This is a genomic window from Streptomyces sp. WG7 (genome assembly GCF_049975785.1).
Lineage (GTDB): Bacteria > Actinomycetota > Actinomycetes > Streptomycetales > Streptomycetaceae > Streptomyces.
This window is the reverse complement of record NZ_JBNGGE010000042.1, coordinates 46,732-68,571: the sequence shown is the minus strand read 5'-3', so window position 1 is coordinate 68,571 and position 21,840 is coordinate 46,732. Positions and strand designations below refer to the sequence as shown.

Here is a 21,840-nt window from a genome sequence, read left to right as displayed (position 1 = left end):
CCACCCGTGTTCCCGTCACCACCGGTGTTCCCGTCACCACCCGTGTTCCCGTCACCACCCGTGTTGCCATCGCCACCGGTGTTGCCGTCACCACCCGTGTTCCCGTCACCCGGCTCCGGGCACAGGCCGATCTCACAGATCGGGTCGTCGCTGGTGTCGGCCTGCGCGACGCCCGTCACCATCAGCGACGCACCCGCGGCGACCACGGCGCCGGCTGCAATGCGTGCGACGCGGATCCGCGTCTTCTTCATCATGTGTGTGCTACCCCCAGTAGCTGATCGTCAGAGAGGCCGCGCTCGGGGCCGTGATCGACGGAGGTAGCTGTGCTGAGGTCCCCCGGTTCACATGCGCCCCAGAAATACGCATGCCGCGCCTCACCCTTACGAATGTTCAAAGCGGCGTCAAGGCCATTGCGTACGCGATGTCCAGGTAAGGGATGTATGCCGGACACAATGGGTGTGAGTGTGATGTAAAACCCAGACATCACCGGCGGATTCGGCGAAGACAAAAGGCAACCACCGCCGGAAGGGCGGCAGTTGCCTTGTCGACAAAACGGCGTTTCGGCTTCGCGTTACTTTTCCTGCTGCTTGCGCCAGCGAATGCCGGCCTCCAGGAAACCGTCGATCTCACCGTTGAACACGGACTCGGGGTTGCCCACTTCGTGCTCCGTGCGCAGGTCCTTGACCATCTGGTACGGGTGCAGCACGTACGAACGCATCTGGTTGCCCCAGGAGTTGCCGCCGTCCCCCTTGAGGGCGTCCATCTTGGCCTGCTCCTCCTGGCGGCGCCGCTCCAGGAGCTTGGCCTGGAGGACGTTCATGGCGGTGGCCTTGTTCTGGATCTGCGAGCGCTCGTTCTGGCAGGAGACCACGATGCCGGTGGGGAGGTGGGTGAGCCGCACCGCGGAGTCGGTGGTGTTGACGCCCTGGCCGCCGGGCCCGGACGAGCGGTACACGTCCACCCGCAGCTCGGACTCGTCGATCTCGATGTGGTCGGTCTGCTCGACCACGGGGAGGATCTCGACGCCCGCGAAGGAGGTCTGGCGGCGCCCCTGGTTGTCGAACGGCGAGATGCGCACCAGGCGGTGCGTGCCCTGCTCGACGGAGAGCGTGCCGTAGGCGTACGGCGCCTGCACGGCGAAGGTCGTCGACTTGATGCCGGCCTCCTCCGCGTACGACGTCTCGTAGACCTCGGTCTTGTAGCCGCGCTGCTCGGCCCAGCGCAGGTACATGCGCTGGAGCTTCTCGGCGAAGTCGGCGGCGTCCACGCCACCGGCCTCGGCGCGGATGTTGACGAGCGCCTCACGGGCGTCGTACTCGCCCGAGAGCAGCGTGCGGACCTCCATCTCGTCCAGCGCCTTCTTCACGGCCGTGAGCTCGGACTCGGCCTCGGCGCGGGTGTCCGGGTCGTCCTCCTCCTCGGCCATCTCGAAGAGCACGGCGAGATCGTCGATCCGGCCGCGCAGGGCCTCGGCCTTCCGCACCTCGGCCTGGAGGTGCGAGAGCTTGCTGGTGATCTTCTGCGCCGCCTCCGGGTCGTCCCACAGGGAGGGCGCGGCCGCCTGCTCCTCGAGCACGGCGATGTCTGCCCTCAGCCTGTCGAGGTCCAGGACGGCCTCGATCGACTCCATGGTCGAGGAGAGGGACTTCAGCTCTTCGGATACATCGACGACTGCCACGCATCCAGCGTAACGGCTCCGCCCACCGGCCTTCGCCGGGTCGGTACGGGTCGGTACGCGTCGGTAGTGGAGCGGCGTGCCCTGCGTCACGCCGGACGGCGCCGGGCGCGCGGGGAAGCCGGTGCCGTATTGACGGGGAAGCCGGTGCCGGATTCACGGGGAAGCCGGTGCCGGGTTCAGGGCGAGGCGGGTGCCGAGTTCCGCGTGTCCTGGGGGCCCGCGCCGCCGTCGTCACCGCTCGTGGCCAGCCACGTACCGACGCCGATCGCCGCCACCAGGGCGACCGCGCCCGCTCCGACGGCCAGCCGGCGGCGCCGCGCGGTGGCGCGGTTGCGGGCCGAGCCGGGGCGCGGGGCACCGGACGCGCGCGGGGCGCGGGCGGTGCCGCGGGCACCGCCGGCCAGCTCGTCGGGGGCCGGTACGCGCATGGAGGTGTGCGTGTCCCGGTTGGAGTCGGCCGGCTTCGGCCCCGGCACCAGCGGCACCGCTCCCCGGCGCCGTACCGGCCCCCCGGCGGGCGCGGGGGACGCCTCGGGCTCCTCGGGCGCGTCCTCCTCCTGCTCCGTGCCGGGCTCGTCCACGTCCAGCGGGCCCATCCCGGCCAGCATCGGCAGCAGCTCCCTCAGCCGGGCGCCCAGCTCGGAGGCGCGCAGCCGGGAGGCCGGCGCCTTGGCGAGGCACTGCACGAGCAGCTGCCACAGTTCGTCCGGGATGCCGGGGAGGGGGACGACCGTCTCGGTCACATGGCGACGCAGCACCGCGCCGGGGTGGCCGCCGCCGAACGGGGTGAATCCGGCGAGCAGCTCGTACAGCACCGTGGCCAGTGCGTAGATGTCCACCGCCGCGCGCGGGGGCAGGCCCTCGACGATCTCGGGGGCCAGGTAGTCCGGCGTGCCGATGATCTTCGTGGCGCGGGTGCGCCGCGGGGTGTCGATGAGCTTGGCCACCCCGAAGTCCGTCAGCAGGGCCGGGTGCGAGCCGCCGGGGCCGAGCGGGCCCCGCATGTCGAGCAGCACGTTCTCGGGCTTGACGTCGCGGTGCACGACCCCGGCGGCGTGCGCGGCGGCCAGGCCGTCGGCGACGTCGGCGACGATGGCCACCGCGGCCTCGGGCGCCAGGCGCCGCTCCCGGTCGAGGCGGGTGCGCAGATCCGTCCCGCGGATCAGGTCCATGACCAGAGCGAGGTCGTTGCCGTCGACCACCAGGTCGCGCACGGAGACGACGTGCGGATGCTCCAGGCCGAGCAGGGCGGTGCGCTCCTGCACGAAGCGCGAGACGAGTTCCTGGTCCGACGCCAGGTCCTCGCGCAGCAGCTTGATCGCGACGGGCCCCTCGGGACCGTCGCCCAGCCACACCGTGCCGGCACTGCCCCGCCCGAGGATCTGGTGGGCGGTGTACCGGCTGCCGATCTTCCGTGCCAAGACTGCTCCTACCGACGCGTGTTGCGCTTTAAAGTACGCGTCCGGGGAGCCGACCTTCACAGGGGAGGCCGAAATCACCCGCTGGGTGTCGACAAATCTCCGGACTCGCCGTCGGGGGCCGTCCCGGAACCGGGCGGAGCGCGGTGCGCCGGCGGCTCAGTTGCCGGTCGAGGACCCGCCGCCCGAGCCGCTGTCGCCGCCCAGTTCCCCGATCCAGTCGGTCGCGGTGGTGAACCAGTCGCTGAGCTGCTCCCAGTAGCCCTTGCCCGTGCCGATCCAGTCCTGCAGCGGGCTCAGCTCCCAGATCAGCCAGCCGGCCACGAACAGGATGACGATCGTGACCAGGCATCCCTTGAGGCAGCCGAGCCCGGGGATGCGCATGGGGTTGGCGCTGCGCTGCCGCGGCGGCCGGGGCTCACGCCGGGGCGGCTGGGGCTCGGGCGCGGGCGGCGGGGCGTAGCGCTGCGGCTGGGGCCTGGGCGGCTGCTGGGGCTGCTGGGGCTGCGGAGTGGCGTACCGCTGGGGCTGTTGTTGCTGCTGCTGCTGCGGGTAGCCGTAGCCGGGCTGCTGGGGCGGTGGGCCCTGCGGGGCCTGGCGGGGCGGCTGCTGCGGGCGGGAGACCTGCCGCTGGGGGCGGCGGCGCAGCGGGTCCTCGTTCGGGTCGAGGTACTGCACCTGCGTCTGCTCGTTGCGGTCGCGGGCGGCGCGCAGCTGGTTCTGCCACGGGTGCGGGTCCTCGGGCCCACCCGGCTGCCCCTGTCCCGGTCCGCCCGGCTGCCCCAGCTGCCCCGGCGGCACCGGGGGCATGACGGCGGTCGGGTCGGCCGCGCCGCGGTTCGGGAGTACGGCGGTGGGGTCGGCGGCGCCCGCCGGGTTGCCGGTCTGCGGCAGGACGCTGGTGGCGCCGTTCGGGTCGTGGGCGCCGGGCGGGTTCTGCGGCAGGACCTGCGTCGGGTCGGCGGCGCCGGGGGCGCCCGGGACCTGCGCGGGCGCCGGGTCGGGTGCGAGCAGCGCGCCCACGTTCTCGGCGGCGCCGATCTGCGCGCTGTTCGCGTGCACGCCGATGCCCTCGGCGACGACGCGCAGGCCGCGGGCGAGGTTCTCCGCGCTGGGGCGCTCGTCGGGGTTCTTGCGCAGGCAGCGCTCGATGACCGTCCACAGCGGGTCGGGGACGGTCGAGGGGCGGCGCGGTTCGGCGCTCAGGTGCTGGTGCAGTACCTCCAGGGCGGAGCCCCCGCCGAACGGGGGCCGGCCGGTGACCAGCTCGTACAGCAGGATGCCGGCGCCGTAGACGTCGACGGCGGAGGTCTGCGGGCGGCCCTCGGCGGACTCCGGCGCCACGTACGCGGGCGTGCCGACGAACTCGTGGGTGCGGGTGAGGCCGGGCGAGTCGGCGAGGCGGGCGATGCCGAAGTCGGTGAGCATCGGGTGCATCTCGCCGCCGTCCTGCTTCAGCAGCACGTTGGCCGGCTTCAGGTCGCGGTGGACGACGCCGTCCGCGTGGCTGGCGCCGAGGGCGTCGGCGATCTGCGCGGTGAGCAGAGCGGCGGCAACCGGGGTGAGCGGCCCGTTCTCGCGCAGGTAGCGGTGCAGGTCCGGGCCGTCGACGAGGTCCATGACGAGCGCCAGCAGCTCACCCTCGACGACCAGGTCGCGGACCCGGACGATGTTGGGGTGGGTCAGCCGCAGCAGGACGGAGCGCTCCCGCAGGAAGCGCATCACGATGTCGGGGTCGCTCGCGAGCTCCTCCTTGAGGACCTTGATCGCGACGGTCTCGCCGGGCTGCCCGGCCACGGCCGCCTCGGCGCCCGCGGTCTCCCGCTGGCGGGCGCGCCAGACGGTGCCCGTGGCACCGCGACCGAGGGGCTCCTCGAGGAGGTACTTGCTGCCTACCGGCCGCACGTCATGCGCTCCCTGTTGCTCGCTGACTTTTCCGCCCCACTGTAGTGCCGCGCCGCGGGCACCGGGCTGTCGTCGTCCTGTGGTTCCCATTGGTCCGCCGGTGCGCCTTACGTTCCGCTTCCTGTTCCTGCGCACGTTCCGCTTCCGGCGGGTTCGGGGGGAAGACGCGCGACCCGGTCCGTTGGTTGCCGGGCCCGGACGTGACCGATCTCAAGCGGACGCCGTTCGATCACCGTCGTGACACCTGTCAGGCATTTTTGCGGGCAGAGCCGACCAATCAAGATCATTTGACGGCGGGCGACGGGCGCGTTGTCGGTGGCAGGTGCGAGGATGCGTGCAGTACTGGCCGACGTGCTCGTGTGGCGGTGGGGGAAGTCCGCGGTGGGGGACCGCGGTGAACAACTTCTGTCCCCGGCGCGCGGGTGCCCGCGCGAAGGGACCGCTGACGGCGATGCAGATCCGGCTGACCGTCGTAGACCCGCTGGGCCCGCATGCTTCGGTGGGGGGCCGCGCCGCGAGCTGCGACGTGCTGGTCACCGCGCCGGCCGGCACGGCCCTGGCCGCGGTCGCCTCCGCGCTGGCCGCGGCGCTCCCCGGCGGTGAGGCTCCGGGCTCCGGCCAGGTGGTGCTCCACGCCGGCGCGCAGCGGCTCGACGCCCAGCGCAGCACCCTGGGCGAGCCCCCGCTGACCGACGGCGCCGTGCTCTTCCTGGGCGCCCCGGGCGAGCCCGACCCGCACGCCGAACCGGCCGACGTCCCGGCCCAGCTCCACGTCGTCGCCGGCCCCGACGCGGGCGGCGTCCACCTGCTGCACGGCGGCCAGGTCCGGCTCGGCCGCTCCGCCGACGCCGACGTCGCGCTCGACGACCCGGACGTCTCCAGGACGCACTGCGCCGTGACCGTCGCCTCCGACGGCCGCGTCTCGGTCGCCGACCTCGGCTCCACCAACGGCACCACCCTGGACGGCACCCGCGTGGGCAGCCGCCCGGTCCGCTTCGCGCCCGGGTCGCTGCTGCGGATCGGCGAGTCGGCCCTGCGACTCGTGCCGGTCCCCCGAGGGGCGGTGGCCCGGGTGGCGACGACACCGGACGGGGAGGGGCACGTACGGCTGTCCGGTGCGGTGGCGCCCCCGTCGCCGGGCGCCGGGAAGGCCGTCGCCGGGGACGAGGTGGCGCACGCGCGCGTGGCCGACGGGGCGGAGGACCGCGCCGGCACGGGCGGTGCCCCGGGCCGTCCCGCACGCGCGAGCGGTCTTACGGACGGCACCGGCCGCCCGGCACGGGGAACGGACGGTGCCCGGCAGACGGAGCGGACGGAACGGACGGCCGGGGAGGCGGACGGCTCCCCGCGCGGGTCCGGCACCGGGACCGGCGGGGCCGGGCCCGCGGACCCGAACCGCCCGGCCGGGCTCACACACCACGCCCACGGCACCGGCGCGACCCAGCCCGGCCCGCACCAGGTCCCCGGACAGGGCAGCGCACCGCGCATCGAGAGCCACGGCACGGGCCCCACGGCGGGCGTCCCCCGGCCGGCCCCGGCCGGAGACGCGACGCACGGCGGCGCTTCCGGCGCGACCACCTACGGCGCGGGGACGTACGGAGCGGGCACACCCGACACCGGCGCGTATGCGGCGGACTCCCACGGACGGGACGCCCACGGACGTGGCGCCTTCGAAGCGGCCCCGTTCGGTGCCTTCGGTGAGGCCGCCGGTCCTCCCGGCGCCCCCGGCCCGGACGGCGGCACCAGGCGCAAGGGCACGCCCCTGCGCGGCACCGACGTACCCCCGGGCGTGCGCAGGCGCGGCGGCCTCGGCGCGTGGGCGCGGCGGCTGGCCGGAGGCCGCGGCGGCCCGCAGGACACCGCCGGGTCCGGTACGTACACGTACGACGAGGAGCCCGCCGGTCCGGCACCGACGGCCCCGGCCGGCACCTCCCGCGCGCCGGAGACCTGGCCGGACCCCGCCTCGTTGCTGCTGACGGCGCTCGGACCGGGGCCGCGGCTGTGGGAGCGCGGCCCGGGCCACCCGGAGGCGCTCACCGTGCGGCTCGGTACGGCCGACCGGGTGGCGCCCGGCGGCGACGTCCCGCTGCCCGCGGTCCCGGTGACCGCCGGACTGCGCGAGGTCGGGGCGCTCGGGCTGGCCGGGCCGCGCGCGCGGCTCGCCGGGCTGGCCCGCTCGGTGCTCGCCCAGCTCGCCGCCCTGCACTCCGCGGACGTCCTGGAGATCGTCCTGATCAGCGCGGACCGCTCCCGGCCGCTCGCCGAGCGGGTCGCCGAGTGGTCGTGGCTGGGCTGGCTGCCGCAGCTGCGCCCGGGACACGGCCAGGACTGCCGCCTGCTGCTCGCCTACGACCGCGAGCAGGCCACGGCCCGCGCGGGCGAACTCCTGCGCCGCCTGGAGGACCACCTGACGGACACCCGGACCGGAGCACGGCGGCCGGCCCCCGCCGGCACGATCCCGGCCCAGCCGACGGCTCCCGCGCAGGACGCGCGACAGGACGTACGACAGGACGCGCGGCAGGACGTACGACAGGACCCGCGACAGGACGTACGACAGGACCCGCGACAGGCGGCCGCGGCCACGGCAGGTACCCGGCAGCCCTCCTGGGCGCGGGCCGACGACGGGACCGACCCGGCCGGCGGCTTCCCCGGGCCGTACACCGTGGTCGTCGTGGACGGGGACCCCGGCGGTTCCGACGTGCGCGAGGCGGTGGCGCGGCTGGCCCTGGAGGGCCCGCGGGCCGGCATCCACGTCCTGTGCCTCGCCGAGACGGCCGCCGCCTCCCCGACGTCCCCGGTGACGGAGACGTACGAGGCCGCCTGCGCGGTGACGTCGGTGTTCCGGGAGTGCGGTGCCGTGGCGCTGCTCAGCGGCGACGTGGCGACGGCCCTGCGCCTGCTGCGCGTCGCGCGCACCGGCGCCTCCCGGGGCGCTCCGGACGCCTCCGCCGGCCCGGTCGGGCACGGCACCCTCGGCACGGTCGACGCCGTCTCCCTCGCCTGGGCCGAGCGGTTCGCGCGCGCCCTGGCCCCGCTGCGCACCGACGGCGCGGTCGGTGACCGGCACGCACGCGTGTCCGCGCCGCTGCCCCAGGCGGCCCGGCTCCTCGACGAGCTGGGCCTCGCCCGGGCCACCCCGGCCTCCCTGATGGCCCGGTGGGCCGACGCCGCCGACGACACGGAGGTCCCCGGCGGACGCGCTCAGGCCGTGCTGGGCGCCGGACCTCGCGGTCCGGTCACGGCCGACCTCGCCGCCGAGGGACCGCACCTGCTGATCGAGGGGCCGCCCGGCAGCGGCCGCACCGAGCTGCTGCGGGCGCTCGTCGCCTCGCTCGCCTCCGCCGAACGCCCCGACCGGCTCGGCATCGTCCTGATGGACGGCCGGGACAGCGTGGGCTCGGGCGGCGGCGGGCACGGGGAGGGGCTCCGCGTCTGTACGGACGTACCGCACGTCACCACCCACCTCACCGCCAACGACCCCGTTCGCATGCGGGAGTTCGCGCAGTCCCTGAGCGCCGAGCTGAAGCGGCGCGCCGAGCTGCTCGGGCGGGCGGACTTCACCGAGTGGCACACCGGGCGCGAGGTGTCGGGCCGGATGGTCGCCCAGCGCACGGCCGCGGGCGCGCCCGGCCCCGCGGCGATATCCGATGCCGGGGACGTCGAGTCACCTCCCAGCTCCACGCTGCGGCTGCGACCGGGCGCGGCCCGGCGCCGGGCGGGGGCGGCGCCGCCGCTCCCCCGCCTCATCGTGGTCGTGGACGACCTCGACGCCCTGGTCACTCCCCCGCTCGGCTCCCCCGGACGGCCCGCGGCGGGGTCGGTGATGCGGGCGCTGGAAGCGGTCGCGCGGGAAGGTGAGCGGCTGGGCGTGCACCTGATGGCCGCCACCGCGCCCGGCGGCCGTACGGCCCAGACGGAACCCGCGCTCCGCGCCACCCTGCGCGTCACCCTCGACGCTCCGTCGCCCGGCCCGGACGAACCGATGCCGGGGCGTGGCCGGCTGGCCGGCCCGGACGGACGGGCCGTGCCGTTCCAGGGCGGCCGGGTCACGGGCCGCATCCCGCGCACGGCGACCCTGCGGCCCACGGTGGTCCCCCTGGAGTGGCACCGCATGGGCGACCCGCCCGCCCAGCGGCCCGTGCGCGAGCTGGGGAACGGGCCGACGGACCTGGCGTTGCTGGCCAGCGCGTTGGAGCGGGCGGCGCGGCAGGTCGCTGCGGCGGAGGTGCCGTCCCTGCTGTGACCGAGGCGTCCCACGATCTCGACGACGCCGCCCACGAGACCCGGGCGCAGCGAGCCCTCGGGCACGCTCTGCCAGGCGGCGCGGGCAGGCCCGACGAGACCGCGGACGACCGCCGGCGTGCCGCGGGGACGCTCCACAGCCTCGGCGGCCGGCCCTCCGCGTGACGTCCGTGCTCCGCGGCCACGGCACGACCGCCGGACGGACTCCGCCCGACGAGTCACGACGCGGTCACGATCCCCCGCTCGACAGCGGAGGCGCTCTTGCCGCCCTCACCCCCCTGGCGTACACCAGAGCCCACGGGACAGCGCCGGACGTTCGACGAGGAACGAAGAACGGGGCAGTGATGCGCACGAGCAGCACCATGCGGAAACGCAGGGCCGTCAAGAAGGTCACGAGCAGGGCCACGGGCGGGGCCACGAGCAAGGCCGTCAAGAGGTCCACCCGGGCCGCCGCCACCCTCGCCGCGGGAGCCCTCGCGCTCTCGCTCACCGCGTGCGGCGGCGACGACGACAACGGCAGCGGCGACAAGGACGGTCAGGGCGACGGCGGCAAGCAGCCGGCCGCCACCGTCACCCTCCCCCGGCTGGACGGCGAGAGCCTGGAGGTCGCCGCCGTCTGGACCGGCGCCGAGCAGGAGAACTTCAAGAAGGTCCTCGCCGAGTTCGAGAAGCGCACCGGCGCCAAGGTGACCTTCGTGCCCGCCCAGGACCCGATCATCAACTTCCTCGGTTCGAAGATCGCGGGCGGCGCCCCGCCGGACGTGGCGATGCTCCCGCAGCCCGGTGCCATCAAGCAGGCCGTGGACAAGGGCTGGGCCAAGCCGCTGGGCGCCGAGGCCACGAAGGAGCTGACGGAGAACTACTCGCAGGGCTGGCAGGACATCGGCAAGGTCGCCGGCAAGCAGTACGGCGTCTACTACAAAGCCGCCAACAAGTCCCTGATCTGGTACAACGCGCAGGTCTTCGAGAACGCGGGCGCGGCCGAGCCCAAGACCTGGGACGAGCTGCTCACCGCCGCGCAGACGGTCTACGACTCCGGTGTCACACCGTTCTCCGTCGGCGGCGCGGACGGCTGGACCCTCACCGACTGGTTCGAGAACGTCTACCTCTCGCAGGCGGGCCCGGAGAAGTACGACCAGCTGGCCAGGCACGAGATCAAGTGGACCGACCCGTCCGTGAAGGAGGCGCTGACCACCCTCGCCGAGATCTGGGGCAAGAAGGACTACGTGGCGGGCGGCGCGTCCGGCGCGTTGCAGACCGAGTTCCCTGCCTCGGTGACGCAGACCTTCACCGGCGGCGACCAGCCCAAGGCGGGCATGGTCTACGAGGGCGACTTCGTGCAGGTCAACATCGGCGAGACGGAGGCGGAGGTCGGTACGGACGCGAAGGTGTTCCCGTTCCCGGCGGTCGGCGACACCGCGCCGGTGGTCTCCGGCGGTGACGCGGCCGTGATCCTGGAGGACTCGAAGGCGTCGCAGGCGCTGGCCACCTGGCTGGCCTCCCCGGACGCGGCGGCGATCCACGCGAAGCTCGGCGGCTACCTCTCGCCGAACAAGAACCTGGACGCGTCGGCGTACCCGAACGACGTGCAGAAGAAGATCGCCGAGGCGCTGGTCGCGGCCGGTGACGACTTCCGCTTCGACATGTCGGACCAGGCCCCGCAGGCCTTCGGCGGCACGCCCGGCAAGGGCGAGTGGAAGGCGTTGCAGGACTTCCTGAAGAACCCGAAGGACATCGCGGGCACGCAGCAGCGGCTGGAGGCGGACGCGGCCGCCGCCTACGGAGGCTGACGCGATGGCGTCGGCCACGGCGGCAGGAGCCTCCCGGGGCCCTGCCGCCCCCAAGTCACCCAAGTCGCGCAAGAGCGTGACCGGCACCCGCAGGACCGTGGCGGCCCTGTTCCTGCTGCCCGCCCTGGTGCTGCTCGGCGCGCTCGTGGTCTACCCGATCGGGTACTCGCTGATCCGCAGCTTCTACGACCAGTCCGGCGACTCCTTCGCCGGATTCGACAACTACCAGGCGCTGTTCACCGACGACGGCATCCGCACCGCCCTGAAGAACAACGTCATCTGGGTGGTGTTCGCCCCGACGGTCGCCACCGCGCTCGGCCTGATCTTCGCGGTGCTGACCGAACGGGTGCGCTGGGGAACGGCGTTCAAGCTGGTCGTCTTCATGCCGATGGCCATCTCGATGCTGGCCGCCGGGATCATCTTCCGGCTGGTGTACGACCAGGACCCGGACAAGGGCGTCGCGAACGCGGTGTGGGTCGGGGTGCACGACACGTTCGCCGAGTCGTCCGCGTTCCCGAAGGCGCACCCGGGCCGCGAGTCGCCGCTGGAGCCGGCCGGCGGCGGCGCGTTCATCACCAGGCAGCCGGTGAGCGCGGGCGAGCCGGTCGTCCTCCCCCTCGTCGGCGTCGCCCCGGACCTGATGCCGGACGGCGCGGAGAAGGCCGTACCCGCCGAGCCCGAGGACGGCAGGATCACCGGCACCACCTGGCAGGACTTCACCCGCGGCAAGGGCGTCGGGAAACTCAACGGCGTCGACGCCGCCGAACTGGGCTACGCCGGGATGAAGATCGAGGCGGTGAAGGACGGCAAGGTCGTCGCGGAGACGACAGCGGCCGGCGACGGCACGTTCACGCTGCCCGCGGCGGCCGACGGGGCGCAACTCCGGCTCCCCGCCGACAACTTCAAGGAGCCGTACAACGGCCTGGACTGGCTCGGCCCGTCCCTGGTCACCCCGGCCATCATCGGGTCGTACGTGTGGATGTGGGCGGGCTTCGCGATGGTGCTGATCGCGGCGGGGCTGGCGGGAGTGCCCCGGGAACTCCTCGAAGCGGCCCGGGTCGACGGCGCGAACGAGTGGCAGGTCTTCAGACGGGTCACGGTCCCGCTGCTGGCGCCGGTCCTCGCGGTCGTCGTCGTCACCCTGATGATCAACGTGCTGAAGGTCTTCGACCTGGTCTTCATCATCGCGCCCGGTTCCTCCCAGGACGACGCGAACGTGCTCGCCCTGGAGCTGTACCGCAAGGGCTTCGCCTCGGACCAGCCCGGCATCGCCAGTGCCATCGCGGTGTTCCTGCTGCTCCTGGTCATCCCGGTGATGTGGTTCAACGTACGGCGGCTCAGGCGGGAGGTCAGGCGATGACACCGCGTCCGCCGTATGACGGCTGGGGGTCCGGGGGTCGCCCCCCGGGTGGGTGCAGTGACGTACGGCTGATCGGGCGGGAGGTGCGGCGATGACCACGGACGCGGGCTCCCTCACGAAGACGGCGCCGGCACCGCCCGGGACGGCCCGGAAGGCGAAACGGTCGCTGGGCTCACGGCTCGCCGAGGGCGTCAGCGGCGGGCTGGTCCGGGTGTTCCTGATCGTCGTGGGCCTGTTCTGGCTGGTCCCCACGATCGGCCTGCTGCTGTCGTCGCTGCGCACGCCCCGGGACATGGCGGCGAGCGGCTGGTGGGAGGTCTTCACCAAGCCGTCCCAGCTCACCTTCCAGAGCTACGAGGAACTGCTGAGGAACGGCGACATCACCTCCTCCCTCCTCAACACCGTGATGATCACGGTCCCGGCGACGGTCCTGGTCGTGGTCATCGGGTCGCTGGCGGGCTACGCCTTCGCGTGGATGGAGTTCCCGGGCCGTGACTGGTGGTTCCTGGCCGTGGTCGGGCTGCTCGTCGTACCCGTCCAGGTCGCGCTGATCCCGATCGCCGAACTCTTCGGCAAGATCGGCCTGTTCGGGTCCGTCGTCGGCGTGATCCTGTTCCACGTCGGCTTCGGTCTGCCCTTCGCGGTGTTCCTGCTGCGGAACTTCTTCGCGGAGATCCCGAGAGAGCTGCTGGAGGCGGCACGGCTGGACGGCGCGGGTGAACTGCGGCTGTTCGTCCGGGTCGTGATGCCGCTGGGCGGGCCCGCGATCGCGAGCCTCGGCATCTTCCAGTTCCTGTGGGTGTGGAACGACATGCTGGTCGCGCTGATCTTCTCGGACTCCGGGAGCCAGCCGATCACGGTCGCCCTGCAGACGCAGGTACGGCAGTTCGGCAACAACATCGACGTACTGGCGCCGGGAGCGTTCATCTCCATGGTGATCCCGCTGGCCGTGTTCTTCGCGTTCCAGCGGCAGTTCGTCTCCGGCGTGATGGCGGGCGCCGTCAAGTAACCGACGGGGCGACACTCTTGAGGGGCGGACCGGACACCGGTCCGCCCCTTCACGCGTACCGGGCTTCTCCCCGCGCGCGGGTCCCCCGAATGCCGCAGGGAACGTAACCAAGTCACTCCACCGGCCGTTCCCGGGCCGAACGCCCGCGCCGACTCCGCCGGCCCCGCCGACCCATGGATGCCCCGTGCCCAGGTTCAGTGTCATCGTCCCCGCGTACCGGGTCCAGGCGTATCTGCACGCGTGCCTGGAGTCGGTGCTGTCCCAGTCGTATCCGGACCTCGAACTGATCGTCGTCGACGACTGCTCCCCCGACGCCTGCGGCGCGATCGCCGACGAGTTCGCGGCCCGCGACCCGCGCGTACGCGCCGTGCACCTGCCCGAGAACCAGGGCCTGGGAGCCGCCCGCAACGCCGGGATGGAGCGGGCGAACGGCGACTACCTGGTCTTCCTCGACGGCGACGACACCCTCACCCCCGACGCGCTCAGGGCCGTCGCCGACCGGGTGAAGGAGACCGGCGAGCCGGACGTCCTGGTCTACGACTACGCGCGTACGCACTGGTCGGGCGAGACGGTCCGCAACCAGGCCGCCGCGCACCTCACCGAAGAGGGCCCGGCACCGTTCCGGCTCACCGACCGGCCGGGGCTGCTGAAGCTGCTGATGGTGGCCTGGAACAAGACGGTGCGGCGGGAGTTCGCCGAGCGCGCGGGCTTCACCTTCCCGCCCGGCTACTACGAGGACACCCCGTGGACGTACCCGGTCCTGATGACGGCCCGGTCCATCGCCACCCTGGACCGGGTCTGCGTCCACTACCGGCAGCGCCGGCGGGGCAGCATCCTGGGCACACCGAGCGCACGGCACCTCGACGTCTTCGCGCAGTACGACCGCGTCTTCGCGTTCCTGGAGTCGGCCCCGGAACTGGAGCACTGGCGGCCGGTGCTGTTCCGCCGCATGGCCGACCACCTGACGACGGTGTTCACCCGCCCCGACCGCATCCCCCGCTCCCTGCGCGGCGAGTTCCTGCGCCGGGCCCGCGTCCACTGCCGCCGCTACCGGGTCCCCGGCGCCCCCGCCCCGCTGCCGGTGCGCCTGCGCCACGCCCTGCTCCGGCTCGGCCTGCGCCGCACCTACGAGACCCTGCGGCTGGCGTCGGCCCTGCGCCACCGGACGGTGAAGGGCACCGCCAAGCTGCTGCGCACCGCGCGGGCCGTCGCCCTCCGCCTGCACTACCGCGTCCAGCGCCGCCTCCCCCTGCGCGCCGACCGCGCCGTCTTCGCCGGCGACGGGGACCGGGGGCACGGCTGCAACCCGGGCGCGCTGGAGGAGGCGTTCCGCAGCTTCGCGCCGCACGTGCGCACGGCGTGGGCCGCCGACCCCGCTCACCACCACACGATCCCGCCCGGCACGCGCCGCCTGGCCCCCGGCACGGCCGCCTACTGGACGGCCCTGGCCCGCTCCCGCTACCTGGTGCACCACACCGGCTTCGACGCCGGCCTGGTCAAACGCCGGGGCCAGATCCTGATCCAGACGCAGGCCGGAACGCCCCTCAAGCACATGGGCCTGGACCTCCAGGAACGCCCGGCCGCCGCGGCCGGCACCGACTTCGCCCGGCTGCTGCGCGACGTCGACTCCTGGGACTACGTCGTCTCCGCCAACCGCCACTCCACCCTGACCTGGGAACGCGTCCACCCCGGCGGCTACACCACGCTGGAGTGCGGCCAGCCCCGCACCGACGTCCTCCAGCGGGCGACGGCCGCGGACGTGGCGCGGCTGCGCGAGAGCCTCGGCATCCCCGAGGGCACCGTCGCGATCCTGTACGCGCCCACCCACCGCGACTACCGCCGCACCCAGCGCGTCGCCCTGGACCTGGAGCGCGTCGTCACCCGTCTCGGTCCCCGCTTCATGGTGCTGGCCCGCGCCCACCCCCGGCACGGCGGTCCGCTCGCCGCGTCCGGGGGCCGCGTCCTCGACGTCAGCGGCCATCCGCGGGTGGAATCGCTCTGCCTGGCCTCGGACGCCCTCGTCACCGACTACTCGGCGCTGATGTTCGACTACGCGGGCCTGGACCGGCCGATCGTGATCCACGCCGACGAGCCGGAGGCGTACGAGGCGGCCCGCGGCACCTACTTCGACCTGCGCTCCTTCCCGCCGGGCGCGATCGCGCGGGACGAGGACGAGCTGATCGACGTCTTCGCCGAAGGCCACTGGTGCGGCCCCCGGTCCGACCGGCTCAGGGCCGCCTTCCGCGAGCGGTTCTGCCCGTACGACGACGGCCGCGCCGCGGAGCGCGTCGTACGCCGGGTGGTGCTCGGGGAGACGGACCTGCCGCCCGTCGTGCCGCTCGCCGAACGCCGGCCGGCGCCCTCCTCCCCCACTCTCGGCCTCGCCCGGGCGGGAGGAGCCCCGTCCGCGGCGCTCACCCGCACCCCGCTGGCGACCGTGCCGAAACCCGCCGGGCTCCGCACCGTCACCGACAGCCTCTGACCGCCGTTTGTCCTCTGGGAGTCCGCATGCCCCGCACCTCGTCGCGGCCCACTCCGACCCGGCCGCCCACCTGGCGGCCGACGGGACGGCCGGGCCGCCGGACGGGCAGCTCCCGTCGGACGGACGGCTCCCGTGCGACCAGGCGAACGAGAGAAAGAGCAGCATGCCCCGCTTCAGCATCATCGTCCCGTCCCATGGGGTCGCGGGGCGGCTGTCCCAGGCGCTGGACTCGGTCCTCGCCCAGTCCTTCGGCGACTTCGAGCTGATCCCCGTCCACGACGCCCCGGACCGCGCCGAGGCGGACGTCGTGGCGGAGCGCGCCGAGCGGGACTCCCGGGTGGCGCCCGTGCACTCGCCGCCGTCGGCCGGGCTGGCCGGGGCGCGCAACACCGGGATGCGGGCGGCGACCGGCGCGTACCTGCTGTTCCTCGACGGCGACGACGTCCTCACCCCGGGCGCGCTGGCGGCGCTGGACGCGCGGCTGGCGGACACCGGCGGCGTCGACGTGCTGTACGTCGAACACGAGCGGGTGCCCTGGTGGGAGGGCGAGGCGACCAATCCGGCCGCCCCGCTGCTGGCCAAGGCCCCGGACGGGGTGTTCGCCCCGGGCCGCGCCCCGCACCTCACCGGCGTGCGGCTGCCCGCGTGGAGCGCGGTGTACCGCCGTACCTTCCTCACCGAGCGGCGACTGGCCTTCCCCGACGGGCACTTCACGGACATCGGCTTCGGCGCCCTCGTCGCGGCGCGCGCCGAGCGGGTGGCGGTGCTGCGCTCCGTGGTCGTACGGCATCTGGTGCGGCGGCAGGGCAGCCGGCTGAACCTGCCCGGCGAGCACCACGCCGACCTCCTCGACCAGGCCGAACTGGCGCTCGCGCACGCCACCGAACGGGGGCTGTCGGCCGAGCGGCGCGGTCCGCTGTTCGAGGAGCTCTTCGCCGCGATCCTGAAGACCGCCACGCACCCCCGGCGTCTGACGCGCCGGGGACGCCGCGCCTTCTTCCGCCGGGCGAGCCACCTCTACCGGCGCCACCGCCCCGCCGGTTTCCGGCCCCCGGGCGGCCGGCTCGGCGTGCAGCACCGGCTGCTGGCGTCCGGGTCGTACGCCGGGTTCCGTGCCCTGCGCGCCGCGAACCGGGCGGCGGCCGGCGTCCTGCGTCACCTGCCGCGCCCGCACGGACTGCGCACCCGCCTGCGCTACCGCCGCCGGCTGCGCCGCCCGCTCGACCCCCACCTCGTCGTGTACTGCGCCTACTGGGGCCGCGGCTACGCCTGCAACCCGGCGGCGATCCACGCCAAGGCCCGCGAACTCGCGCCGCACCTGCGGTCGGTGTTCCTGGTCGAGCCGGACCAGGCGCACACGGTCCCCGAGGACGTCGACCACGCCGTCATCGGCAGCCCGCGCTACTGGGACGTGCTCGCCCGCGCCAAGTACCTGGTCAACAACGCCAACTTCGCCGACGACGTCGTCAAGCGGCCCGGCAGCGTGCACCTGCAGACGCAGCACGGCACCCCGCTGAAGACGATGGGCGTCGACCAGTCGACGTACCCCGTGGTGGCCGCGGCCAGCGGCAGCTTCGCCAGACTGCTGGCCCGCGTGGACCGCTGGGACTACAACCTGTCCTCCAACCGCCACTCCACCCAGACGTGGGAGCGCGCCTTCCCCGGCTCCTACGAGCACCTGGAATACGGCTATCCGCGCAACGACGTCTACTGCACGGCGACCGCCGACGACGTCGCCCGCGTCCGGCGCGAGCTGGGCGTCCCCGAGGGGGCGACGGCCGTGCTGTACGCGCCCACGCACCGGGACTACGAGGCCGGTTTCGGCACTGGCGGCCTGGACCTGGAGGCGTTCTGCGAGGCGGCCGGCGAGGACGTGGTGGTGCTGCTGCGCGCCCACTACTTCTACGACCGGGGCGGTGCGCGGAGCACCGGCCGGGTCATCGACGTCACCGCGCACCGCTCCTCCGAGGACGTGTGCCTGGCCGCCGACGCGCTGGTCACCGACTACTCGTCGATCATGTTCGACTACGCCAACCTGGACCGGCCGATCGTCGTGTACGCCGAGGACTGGGACGTCTACCGGGAGACCCGCGGCGTCTACTTCGACCTGATGGCGGCGCCGCCCGGCCCGGTGGTGCGCACGCCCGAGGAACTGGCCCGCGTCTTCCGCGACGGCTCGTACGCGGGGCCGGAGCCGGCGGCGCTGCGGGCGGCGTTCCGGGAGCGGTTCTGCGAGTTCGACGACGGCCGGGCCGCCGAGCGCGTCGTGCGCCGGGTGCTGCTCGGCGAGCCGCCCGAGGCGCTGCCGCCCGTGATCCCGCTCGCGGAGCGCGTCCCCGCCCCCGCCGCCGCCACCTTCGCAAGGAGCTGATTCCGCAGTGCCCCGCTTCAGCGTCATCATCCCCTGCTTCAAGGTGCAGGGCTTCCTGCGCGAGTGCCTCGACTCGGTCCTGGACCAGTCCTACCGGGACATCGAGGTCGTCGCCGTCGACGACTGCTCGCCGGACGGCTCGGGCGCGATCCTCGACGAGTACGCCGCCCGCGACGAGCGGGTGCGCGTGCTGCACCTGGAGGAGAACGCCGGCCTCGGCCGGGCCCGCAACGCCGGGATGCCGCACGCCACCGGCGACTACCTCTTCTTCCTCGACAGCGACGACACGCTCACCCCGGGCGCCCTGCGCGCGATGGCCGACCGCCTCGCGGAGACGGCCGACCCGGACGTCCTGGTCTTCGACTACGCGCGCACCTACTGGTGGGGAGGCACCCGGCGCAACGTGCTGGCCGGGGTGCTGGCGGAGGCCGGCGACGGCACCTTCACCGCGGCCGAGCACCCCGGGATCCTCGACCTGCTGATGGTGGTGTGGAACAAGGTCTACCGGCGCGACTTCGTGGAGCGGGAGGGCTTCACCTTCCCGCCGGGCTACTACGAGGACACGCCCTGGACCTTCCCGGTCATGTTCAGCGCCGGGCGGATCGCCACGCTGGACCGCATCTGCCTGAACTACCGGCAGCGCCGCCAGGGCAACATCCTGTCCACCACCAGCCGCAAGCACTTCGACGTCCACGCGCAGTACGAGCGGGTCTTCGCGTTCCTCGACGCCCGCCCGCAGCTGGCCCGGTGGCGGCCGTTCCTGCACGCCAAGATGGGCGAGCACTGCCTGGACATCCTGTCCAAGCCGGACCGGCTGCCCCCGGGCGACAAGGCCGAGTTCTTCCGCCGCACCGCCGAGATGTTCCGCGCGTACCGGCCGGAGGGCGCCGAGGTCCCGGCCGAACTGCGCGTCCTGGACGGCGGGGCCCTCGGGTACGCGGCCTACCGGCTGCGGCGGCAGTCCGGGAGGGCGGGCCGGGAACTGGCGCGGCGGGCGCGGCAGGCGCAGGGGGCGGTCGGCGGGGGTCTGGGGCGGGTACGCGGCGCGGTGCACACCCGCCGCCCGCTGGACCCCGGCCTCGTCGTCTACTCGGCCTTCTCCCACCGGGGTGTGCTCGGCGACCCCGCGGCGATCCACCGCAAGGCGCGCGAGATCGCCCCGCACCTGCGCGGGGTGTGGGTGGTGCGCGACGAGGAGTGCGCGGCGGACCGGGCCGTGCTGCCGCCGGACACCGAACACGTGGTCCTCGGCAGCGCGGCCTACCGCCGGGTCACCGAGCGGGCCACGTACTTCGTCAACAACGTCAACTGGCCCGGTGCCGTGGCCAAGCGGCCGGGCAGCGTCCACATCCACACCCACCAGGGCACCCCGCTCAAGTACATGGGCGCCGACCTGCTGGGCAGGCCCGGCGCCCGGCACGGCCTGGACGTGCCGCAGATGCTGCGCCGGGCCGACCGCTGGGACTACAGCCTGGTCGCGAGCCGGTACGCGGAGCGGGTGTGGGAGCGGGCGTATTCGTGCCACTTCACGTCGGTGCGCACCGGCAGTCCGCGCAACGACGTGCTGGTGGGCGCCGCCCCGGAGGACGGCCGCGCGGTCCGCGAGCGGCTCGGCGTCCCCGACGGCCACACCGTCGTGCTGTACGCGCCGACCCGCCGTGAGTACCGGCGCGGCGGGCACGTCGACCGGATCGACCTGGCCCGTCTCGCCGCCGACCTCGGGGACGGCCACACCCTGGTGGTCCGGCTCCATCCGTCCCTCGCCACCGGGCCGGCGCGCGGCATGGGCCTCTCGGAGCTGCACCGGCGGGGCGTGCTGGTCGACGCGACCGACGAACCGCACGTCGAGGACCTGATGCTCGCCTCCGACCTGCTGATCACCGACTACTCCGCCCTGATGTTCGACTACGCCCTCCTGGACCGGCCGATCGTGATCCACGCCGACGACTGGGCCGCCTACGCGGCGAGCCGCGGCGCCTACTTCGACATCACCGCCGAGGCGCCGGGCCACGTGTCCCGCTCCTACCGGGAGCTGGCGTGGCTGCTGGACTCCGGTGCGTGGCGGGACGAGGAGGCGGCACGGCTGCGGTCCGCGTTCCGGGCGCGGTTCTGCGAGTACGACGACGGGCGGGCCGCCGAGCGGGTGGTCCGGACGCTGATGCTGGGCGAGGCGATGTCCGCCCCGGAGTCCCGGGGCATCCCCGGCGCCCGCGCCGTGCCGGGCGGCCGCGATGTGCTGACCTCCCCGTGAGGCCGCGTACCTGGGTGCTCGCCCTGGCCGCGGTGTTCGCCCTGCTCCAGCTCGCGAACGTCACCGGCCGGGCCACGCCCGACTCCAAGAACTACCTGTCGTACGCGCTGAGCCTCGGCGGCGGGAGCGAGCGCGAGGTGGCGGCGGCCACCATCGACTACGCGTGCGCGAGCGAGGCGTCGACGGCCCGCCGCGACCAGAGCGTGCACGTGGTCCGTTTCCACCGCCCCGACCCCACCGGACCGGTCATGGCCGAGTGCCGGGAGCGGGAGTGGCGTGCGGTGGAGCCGCGGCTGGCGGCCGGGACGGCCGGCGGGCACACCACGCCGTTCATGCCGGAGCGCTTCATGCGGATCTTCGAGGTGCGGCCCGGATACCCGGTGTTCCTGGTGCCGTTCGTCACGGCCTTCGGGGTGACGTGGGGCCTGTGGGCGGCGGGCGTCGTCATCGCGTGCGCGGGCGGCGTCCTCGCCTTCCTGGTGCTGCGCACGCTGTCCGTGCCGGTACCGCTCGCGCTGACCGGGCAGGCGCTGTACTACGTGCTGCCGTGCGGGACGACGGCCCTACGCCCGATGGCCGAGGGGCTGCTGATGGCACTGACCCTGGCGGCGGTGTGGGGCTGTGCGCTGGTGCTGCGGGCGGGGCGCGCGCGGGCCGGGCTCGCCCTGGTCGCCGGTTCGCTGCTCGCGCTGTTCACGGTCAAGCACTCGCAGGCGCTGTTCCTCGGGCTGTGCCTGGCGGCGGCGGGCGCGCTGACCGCCCTGCGGCGGCACCGGCGGGGCCGGCCGCCGGGCCGGGAGGTGCTGTCGCTCACGGCGATCGGCCTGGCCGGCGTCGTCGTCACGCTGGCCCTGGCGCGGCTGCTGCACTACCCCTCCGAGACCGACAGCCTGCAGGACCTGCTCACCGACCACTTCGCCCGGCCCGACCGGGAGCGGCCGTGGGCGGAGTTCTGGCAGCTGCAGGGCAACTTCTGGGTGGAGTGGCTGCGCCGGCAGGCGCGGGAGCCGCTGTTCGTCGCGGCCCTGGCCGCCGGGGCGTGGGGTGCGCTGCGGCGCGGGGGCGCGGCCGGCGGCTTCCTGGCCGCGGCCGCGTTCACCGGGATCCTCACCCAGGCGGGGCATCCGGACATCAACATCTGGGGTGAGCGGCTGATCGTGCTGGCGTGGCTGCTGCCGGTGGTGGGGGTGCCGCTGCTGCTGGAGCCGGTGGTGCGGGGCCGGGTGGCGCTGCCCGCGCAGGGGCATGCCGACCGGGCTCGCGCGCCCAGGTGATCCGCGCTCCGGGCGTCACTCGGTTCCGCGCTCCGGGTGTCACTCGGTTCCGGGCTCCGG

The 21,840-nt window shown here is 74.2% G+C and carries 12 protein-coding genes and 1 pseudogene; 9 read left to right on the top strand and 4 right to left on the bottom strand.

The genetic code is table 11. From position 1 onward, the window contains the following. From ACP4J0_RS30600 to ACP4J0_RS30585, 4 genes and pseudogenes are all read right to left on the bottom strand, one after another. A pseudogene (locus tag ACP4J0_RS30600) lies at positions 1-254 on the bottom strand (hypothetical protein); the annotation flags it as partial. A gap of 317 nt (positions 255-571) precedes the next feature. Beyond that, positions 572-1,678 (bottom strand): peptide chain release factor 2, encoded by a 1,107-nt coding sequence (gene prfB / locus ACP4J0_RS30595; RefSeq protein ID WP_426601969.1) that lies wholly within the window; start codon positions 1,676-1,678, stop codon positions 572-574. Positions 1,679-1,854: 176 nt separating this feature from the next. After that, entirely contained in the window at positions 1,855-3,099 is a 1,245-nt protein-coding gene (locus ACP4J0_RS30590; protein WP_426601968.1) for a serine/threonine-protein kinase, read from the bottom strand. A gap of 156 nt (positions 3,100-3,255) precedes the next feature. After that, on the bottom strand, positions 3,256-5,001 hold the full coding sequence (locus tag ACP4J0_RS30585) for a protein kinase domain-containing protein (protein ID WP_426601967.1): 1,746 nt from the start codon (positions 4,999-5,001) through the stop codon (positions 3,256-3,258). A gap of 451 nt (positions 5,002-5,452) precedes the next feature. On the opposite strand from ACP4J0_RS30585, the gene ACP4J0_RS30580 reads away from it, so the two are divergent. From ACP4J0_RS30580 to ACP4J0_RS30540, 9 genes are all read left to right on the top strand, one after another. Further along, positions 5,453-9,244 (top strand): FHA domain-containing protein, encoded by a 3,792-nt coding sequence (locus tag ACP4J0_RS30580; RefSeq protein WP_426601972.1) that lies wholly within the window; start codon positions 5,453-5,455, stop codon positions 9,242-9,244. Beyond that, positions 9,241-9,408 (top strand): hypothetical protein, encoded by a 168-nt coding sequence (locus ACP4J0_RS30575; protein ID WP_426601966.1) that lies wholly within the window; start codon positions 9,241-9,243, stop codon positions 9,406-9,408. The genes ACP4J0_RS30580 and ACP4J0_RS30575 overlap by 4 nt, the downstream gene beginning before the upstream one ends. Before the next feature lie 179 nt (positions 9,409-9,587). Then, positions 9,588-11,033, top strand: a complete 1,446-nt coding sequence (locus tag ACP4J0_RS30570) for an ABC transporter substrate-binding protein (protein ID WP_426601965.1) — start codon at positions 9,588-9,590, stop codon at positions 11,031-11,033. 4 nt (positions 11,034-11,037) lie between these two features. After that, complete coding sequence (locus tag ACP4J0_RS30565; protein ID WP_426601964.1) at positions 11,038-12,393, top strand: carbohydrate ABC transporter permease; 1,356 nt, start codon at positions 11,038-11,040, stop codon at positions 12,391-12,393. Between the two features lie 91 nt (positions 12,394-12,484). Beyond that, a complete protein-coding gene (locus tag ACP4J0_RS30560; RefSeq protein ID WP_426601963.1) occupies positions 12,485-13,402 on the top strand; it encodes a carbohydrate ABC transporter permease in 918 nt (305 codons plus the stop codon). A gap of 184 nt (positions 13,403-13,586) precedes the next feature. Next, complete coding sequence (locus ACP4J0_RS30555; RefSeq protein WP_426601962.1) at positions 13,587-15,884, top strand: bifunctional glycosyltransferase/CDP-glycerol:glycerophosphate glycerophosphotransferase; 2,298 nt, start codon at positions 13,587-13,589, stop codon at positions 15,882-15,884. 163 nt (positions 15,885-16,047) lie between these two features. Then, the gene (locus ACP4J0_RS30550) at positions 16,048-18,255 is read left to right on the top strand and encodes a bifunctional glycosyltransferase/CDP-glycerol:glycerophosphate glycerophosphotransferase (protein ID WP_426601961.1); all 2,208 of its coding nucleotides are present in this window, start codon (positions 16,048-16,050) and stop codon (positions 18,253-18,255) included. Positions 18,256-18,262: 7 nt separating this feature from the next. Further along, positions 18,263-20,506, top strand: a complete 2,244-nt coding sequence (locus ACP4J0_RS30545) for a bifunctional glycosyltransferase/CDP-glycerol:glycerophosphate glycerophosphotransferase (RefSeq protein WP_426601960.1) — start codon at positions 18,263-18,265, stop codon at positions 20,504-20,506. Then, positions 20,503-21,780 carry a hypothetical protein gene (locus ACP4J0_RS30540; protein WP_426601959.1) on the top strand — a complete coding sequence of 426 codons (1,278 nt, stop codon included), beginning with the start codon at positions 20,503-20,505 and terminating at the stop codon, positions 21,778-21,780. Before ACP4J0_RS30545 ends, ACP4J0_RS30540 begins: the two co-directional genes overlap by 4 nt. Positions 21,781-21,840 lie beyond the last annotated feature (60 nt).